This window comes from Mesorhizobium sp. M1A.F.Ca.IN.022.07.1.1 (assembly GCF_003997575.1).
Classification (GTDB): Bacteria; Pseudomonadota; Alphaproteobacteria; order Rhizobiales; family Rhizobiaceae; genus Mesorhizobium.
In genome coordinates, this window is the sequence record NZ_RZST01000341.1 from 1 (window position 1) to 6,120 (window position 6,120).

The window sequence follows — 6,120 nt, forward strand, 5'->3', positions numbered from 1 at the left end:
CTCCGCCTCGCGGCCGGGCGCGTCGAGCGGGGCCAGGCACTTCTCGGCGGTGATCTGGCCGACATGCGGATGATCGATGACGATCAGGTCGTAGGCGCGGGCGAGTTCTTCGACAGAGAAGGACTCGAAGTCCTGCAGCGAGCGCTTCTCCCACTCGATAGAGACTCCGGTCTTTTCCCGCCAAAGCCGGGAGCAGGCGACCATCGGATCATAGCCGCGCGGATGGTTCCAGGTCATGCCCTTGAGTGTCGTCACAGGCCGAACTCCTTGCGGATTTTTGCGCTGTGCTCGCCGACGCGCGGCGCCGCATGCTCGACTTTGGCACGCATGCCGTCGATCCTGAGCGGTGACCGGGTGGTGTCGATCGAAACACCGTCCTCGCGCGTCACGGTCTGCAGCAGGTCGAGCGCCTTGAAGCCGTCGCTTTCCAGCACCTCTTTCCAGTTCAGCACCTTCGCGCACCAGATGTCGGCGGGCTCGAGGATCGCCAGCCATTCGTCGACCGACTTCTGCGCGATGCGCTGCGCGATGATCGCCTTGATCTCGTCGCGCGCCGTGAACCAGGTCGCCGGCTGGTCGCGATAGGGCGCCAGCGCCTCGATCTCGAGCAGGTCGGCGAGCTTCGGGATCGGCGTCATGGCGATCGCCAGGAAGCCGTCCTTGGCCGGATAGACTCCGTAGGGCGCCGCCAGATAGGCGTGGGCGCTATGGAACGACGAACGGCGCGGCAGCCGCCGGCCGTCATTGAGATGCGTCGTCAGCACCTCGAACTGGAGGTCGATCAGCGCTTCGAAGAGGCTGGTCTCGATATGGCCGCCCGCGCCGGTGGTGCCGCGCCGGACCAGTGCTGCAAGGATGCCTTGCGCACAGGCGGCGCCGGCCAGCATGTCGGCGATTGCCAGGCCGAACGGCACCGGACCCTGATCTTCGTCGCCGTTCAGCCACATGACGCCGGAGCGCGCCTGGGCAAGCAGGTCCTGACCCGGACGCTTTACCCACGGGCCTTCCTCGCCATAGCCGCTGATCGAGGCGTAGACCAGGCGCGGATTGAGCGTCCGCACATGCTCGTAATCGAGGCCGAGCCGCTCGATGACGCCGGGCCGGAAGTTCTGGATCAGCACGTCGGCCTTGGCGAGCAGCCCGCGCAGCGCTTTAAGGTCGTCCTCGTTCTTCAGATCGACCGCAAAGCTTTCCTTGGCACGGTTGATGGCGTGGAAGATGGTGGAATCACCACCGATCTCGGTGTCGCTGAGATAGAGCCGGCGCGACAGGTCGCCACCATCGGGCCGCTCGATCTTGATGACGCGGGCACCGAGGTCGAGGAGCCTCAGCGAGCAGTAAGGTCCCGACAGGAACTGGCTCATGTCGACGACGACAAGGCCGGACAGCGGCAGGTCGGCGGCCATCATTGCTTCTCCGTCTTGCCGGCGAAGTCGGCCGGGTCCTTGTATTTCACCGTCTGCAGATGCTCGCAGTAGAGCACCAGCTCGCCTTCGCCCTTGAACACTTCATAGCTGGCGCGGATCAGCCCCATTTCCTTGTAGCGGGGCTTCTTTTCCATGTTGGTGCGGATCGAATAGATGGTGTCGCCGATGAAGACCGGCTTTATGAAGCGGAGCTTGTCATAGCCGTAGGAAAAGGCATTGACGCAGTTGGTGGCGACTAGACCGAGCCCGGCCGAGAAAACGAACGCGCCCGCCACGAGGCGCTTGCCGAAGATACCTTCGCGCTCGGCGAACATCTGGTCCTGCACATAAGGGTGGATGTCGAGCACCAGGGTGTTGAAGAGATGGCTGTCGCCTTCGGCCATAGTGCGCCGGAGCGAGCGGATTTTCTGGCCGATTGGCCAATCTTCATAGAACCAGTTTTCGGCATTCCATACCGGCAGCAAGGCGTGATCGGGCGGCATGTCGGCAGGGCAGGTCGAAGCGACGCCGACGGTGGGCGGGAAGCTGGTCATTGCGCTGTTCGTCCGCTCCGGGAGAATGGCCGCACCGCTCCGGCAAGCCGGAGTCGGACGCGATCGATCCTCCAAATCTTCTTTTGTGAATACTATATTCACATATGAGATTTGCGCACAAGCCGGTCAGGTGAAATTTTGCCTGCACGATCGAACTCGGAGTTGCCTTGGATGCAGCAGGCACAGCGCCAGGCGCGGCTACTTCCGGCAGTTGCCAGCGGACTTCCGGGTCACGGCGAACGCCGCTGTGCCGGCCGGGATGGCGAGCGCTTCTGCCAGGAAGGACCGCCACCGGCCCGAATCATACAAAACCAATGATTGTTTTGGTCAATTCTACAATTGTAAACCGCCTAAGGGTAATGCGACGATCAGTTGTAGGCGGAGGAGCACTGCACGATCCCGTCAAATCCGGCCAATAAAATTAGCTTCGATAGCGGTGTAATTCGTTAGTAATCGATCGTCAGGATAACCCGGACCTCGACATATTTGGTGCCTTTTTCTTGAGTCGATTATGGCGGTTCTCGGCGCATTCCCTCCCGGTATCGGTTGCCGGCCCTTCGACGAGAGGGATTGGGGAGGCGTGGCGGATTGCCTGCACCGGGGGTTTCCGGAGCGCAGCAGGAGCTATTGGATAGAAGCGCTGACCCGCCTGGCGCAGCGGCCAGCGGTCGTCGATTTTCCGCGATATGGGTTCGTCCTGGAGAAGTCGGGCCGGATCGTCGGCGCGGTGCTTACGCTCTATGCCAAGCACAGAAGCCTGGAAGGCGATGAAATCCGCTGCAATCTCTCGAGCTGGTCCGTGGACGCGGAATTCCGGCCCTATGCCAGCCGGATGATCGCGACGGTTATCCTGCGCAAGGATGTGGTCTACACCAATATTTCTCCATCGCCCGGGACAGTGAGGCTCAACAAAGCCTTCGGTTTTCGCCTGTTTTCCGGCGGACAGATCGCCTTCTTGCCCATTCTGAATGGTATGCCGCGTCCGGACCGGGTGTTGGAAGCCCATGCGGACCTCGCCGAAATGGCTGAACTCACCGACAACGAAAGATGCATATTGCTCGAGCACGCCGCGTTGGGCTGTCTTTCGCTGATCTGCGTCTGCGACGGTCTGGCGTTGCCGCTTGTGCTGAAGCCGCGCCGGATATTGCATGGGCTCGTGTCGTGCTGCCAGGTCGTCTACTGCCGATCCCACGCGGATCTGGTCAGGTGCGCCGGGGTCGTGGGCCGCTTCCTCCTGCGGCGCGGACAGCTGCTTTGCCTCGTCGATGCGATGGGCCCGGTTCCCGGTCTGTCCGGCAGGTATTTTCCGAACAAGGGGATCAAGTATTTCAAGGGTCCGAAATCGCCTTCTCCGGGAGACCTGACGTTCACCGAAATGGTGCTGTTCGGTTCCTGAACGAAATCGTGAAGCCGGTCTGGAGCCCAGCCGATCCGAAGTCAGTCCGCCGCTTCGGCTCTTGCCGCCATGCGCCAGCGTGTTCCCAGCGAGACGCCCACGAGCAGCAGACAGAAGGCGAGGGCAAGAGGGGAGTAGAAAGCCTCCTCCTGTAATACGGCATTGGCCGAAATGGTGACGATGCCGACAAAGCCGAACAGGAAATCCGGGTCGCCGGTCTGGATAAGCTGCCGTCGCAATGCCACGGCCAGCGCCGCCAGGAAGCCGAAGAAGACGAGGCTCCCCACGCCCATCTGGTAAAGCATGACACCGACCGCGCTCTCGACCGGCACGGAGGCGGCGCCTTCGGCCTGGGCGGTTTGCCAGTTGAGATTGATGCTGGTGCTCGACAGGTTGCCGCCGAGACCCAAGCCCTGGCCGAGCGGATCGGCCAGGAAATCGCGCATGCCGGCAATCAGACCGAGGACGTGATAGTCGCCATGGGTGGCGCCATATCCGATCGCCGCCGTCGTCCAGACCACGGCCAGGGCCATCGCGCCCATGAGCGCCAGACCGGCGCGGGAAGGACTGTAGATCAGCCGCACGGCAATTGCGACGAAAAGCATGAAGGTCGCGCCCTTGGAGCCGATGACGAGCAGCAGCGGCAGAGCCGCGAGAGGCAGCACCCATCGTCCTTTGAAGAGCAGCCAGGCCGAAATGATGCTTAAGGCGTAAGCATAGCTGATCGGATGGAAGTTCGGGCCGCCGATGCGGAAGACGCTTGGCAGGATGTCGTTGAACAGGGGCGTGTTGAAGAAGGTCGTGGTCATCACGTCTTCGATCCCACGGTAAACGAAACCGGTTTCCTGAAGCGTTTTTTCCCACACGCCGGTCTCGACCTGCCGCGAGATGCTGCGCTCGACATATTGGTCGCCGTGGAACAGTCCGAGGAAATCCATGGTGAAGGTCAGTTCCGCATAGCCATAGACGATCGCGCCGGCGCCGAGCCACAGCATGCTCTTGCGCAGATCGACGGGATAAAGGCTGGCGGCGAGGACCACGACGTGGAAGCAGGCGAGCGGCGTGATCGTGTTGCGGAAATAGACGACCGCGTCCTTGGGGTCGCCATGCACGACGCCGAGAGCGAAATAGAAACAAATCGTTCCGCACAGGACCATGCTCAGCAGCAGCCACGGGCGCAACTCGGTCAGCGCGCGGACGCGGTACTGAAATGAGGCGGCCAGGAAAATGCCGAACGCTGTCATCAGGATGATGAAGTTGGTGCCGCGCAGCGCGTCGAACGTGTCGTTGTCGGGAATGTAGGGGGTGAACCAGGCGACCACGAGGTTCTGAAAGAGAAAGGCGCAGATGATCAGCACCGGAACGCCCGCCGGCATCGCGTTCGAAACGATCAGCGTCAGCACGAATGTTGCGGCAATCCCGAACGGCGTCCACACGGCAAATGCGGAGACGGCGAGCGCAACGACAAGCAAGGCCGTGCCGACATGCAGCAAGGTTTCGGGCGTATCCCTGCCCGGCAAACCCAGTCTGACGGGCGAAGAGACCTGCGTCGTGCTCATCGCTGATCCGCTCCGCTCGTCACTTGTCCCAGCAAGCGTAGATGGCGCCTGTCGTCCATTTCCGGCCTAACCTCCAAGGAGCGCGGCAATCATCGAGCCGTCGAAGCCCTCGACGCTCTGCCTGCTCCTGATGAAGCCGAAGCCCTGATCGAGCTCCCAATAGGTCCATGCCACATGGTTCGCTTCAGCCGCCTTGCGCACGGCGCGCACCCAGGAGGCGCGGCTTTCGGCATCCACGCAGAAGTTGAGCACACCGAATTCGTTCAGCATGACCGGGCAGCCGTTGGTGGTGGACCAGCGCGCCAGATCGGCAAAATCGGAGCCGATCCGCGCGGCCGTCCAAGGCGCCGACAATTCCTCTTCAACGAGGTTGGCGGCTTCTTCGTCGCCGGCCGACCGCAGTTTGGAGATAAGCCGGCTCACCTGGGCCATTCCCTTGCTTGCGGGAAAGGGCAGGTCCGCGATGCGGGCGAGCGGCGAGGCATCCCAGGTCTCGCACTGGTGGGTGAAGGCCAAGGGGGCGTAATAGTGAACGGCGGCAATCTGGTTGTCGTCGGCGAGCGGCGGCGTGTCGGCGATTTCCCAGATGCCCTGAAACCGTGCCGGTCCCCAGACCAGCGTGTGGCGCGGACATTTCGCCCGCAGCGCCGCGGCGATCCGTTCCCGCAGCGCCAGCCAGGCGCTCCGTTCCATCGGTGGCTCGTTCAGCAGCTCGGGATAGACCCACTCCGCAGGCAGATCGGCAACGACGGCACGCAACGCCGTCCAGGCCTGAAGCACTCTTCCTGCAGCCGCCTCGGGATCGTTTCGAAAAGCCGCTACGAGCTCGCCAGAAGGATGCATGTCGAGGAGGACCGAAAAGCCCAGCCCGACAAGATCCCTGATCCCGTTCTGGATGCGGCGAAGCGTTGCCGGGTCGCCGCTGGAGACGAGATCGCTGTTGACCGGCAGCCGGATCGTTTCGAAGCCTGATTGCCGCAGCTTCTCAAGCGTGGCCGTGGCGGGAGCAAGCCCATCGTTTCGGTCGAGCCATCCGGGAAGGTTGAAGCCGCGCGACGGAACTTGGCCGGCCGTCGCGAGCGCAGCGGATTGCGGCGGAGGGGAGACGGCGACAACGGCTCCGGCGGCAAAGGCCAGCGCCTGTCGCCTCGACACCTTGGGCGGCGATGTCATCGATGCACCGCCTCCACGGTCTAGCCCCGGGC

General features: G+C 62.7%; 5 protein-coding genes and 1 pseudogene. 1 reads left to right on the top strand and 5 read right to left on the bottom strand.

The genetic code is table 11. The annotated features are described in order from the left end of the window. From EOA75_RS27105 to EOA75_RS27115, 3 genes and pseudogenes are all read right to left on the bottom strand, one after another. A pseudogene (locus EOA75_RS27105) lies at positions 1-237 on the bottom strand (carbohydrate ABC transporter substrate-binding protein); the annotation flags it as partial. Between the two features lie 14 nt (positions 238-251). Continuing rightward, a complete protein-coding gene (locus EOA75_RS27110) occupies positions 252-1,409 on the bottom strand; it encodes a CaiB/BaiF CoA-transferase family protein (RefSeq protein ID WP_127215204.1) in 1,158 nt (385 codons plus the stop codon). Next, entirely contained in the window at positions 1,406-1,960 is a 555-nt protein-coding gene (locus tag EOA75_RS27115; protein ID WP_127215205.1) for a MaoC family dehydratase, read from the bottom strand. Before EOA75_RS27115 ends, EOA75_RS27110 begins: the two co-directional genes overlap by 4 nt. A 511-nt stretch (positions 1,961-2,471) precedes the next feature. Between EOA75_RS27115 and EOA75_RS27120 the strand changes: the two genes are divergently transcribed. Beyond that, positions 2,472-3,356 (top strand): hypothetical protein, encoded by an 885-nt coding sequence (locus tag EOA75_RS27120; RefSeq protein ID WP_245466750.1) that lies wholly within the window; start codon positions 2,472-2,474, stop codon positions 3,354-3,356. A 41-nt stretch (positions 3,357-3,397) separates the two neighbouring features. Here the strand turns inward: EOA75_RS27120 and EOA75_RS27125 are convergent, their stop codons facing one another. Both EOA75_RS27125 and EOA75_RS27130 read right to left on the bottom strand, forming a co-directional pair. Beyond that, positions 3,398-4,915 carry a hypothetical protein gene (locus EOA75_RS27125; RefSeq protein ID WP_127215206.1) on the bottom strand — a complete coding sequence of 506 codons (1,518 nt, stop codon included), beginning with the start codon at positions 4,913-4,915 and terminating at the stop codon, positions 3,398-3,400. A 66-nt stretch (positions 4,916-4,981) separates the two neighbouring features. Continuing rightward, on the bottom strand, positions 4,982-6,120 hold a 1,139-nt coding region (locus EOA75_RS27130; protein WP_348628683.1), incomplete at its 5' end, for a cellulase family glycosylhydrolase.

Bases quoted from the DNA above. Each gene is read 5' to 3' on its own strand.
- EOA75_RS27120 (WP_245466750.1), top strand. From the start codon at position 2,472: ATGGCGGTTCTCGGCGCATTCCCTCCCGGTATCGGTTGCCGGCCCTTC.
- EOA75_RS27115 (WP_127215205.1), bottom strand. From the start codon at position 1,960: ATGACCAGCTTCCCGCCCACCGTCGGCGTCGCTTCGACCTGCCCTGCC.
- EOA75_RS27125 (WP_127215206.1), bottom strand. From the start codon at position 4,915: ATGAGCACGACGCAGGTCTCTTCGCCCGTCAGACTGGGTTTGCCGGGC.
- EOA75_RS27110 (WP_127215204.1), bottom strand. From the start codon at position 1,409: ATGATGGCCGCCGACCTGCCGCTGTCCGGCCTTGTCGTCGTCGACATG.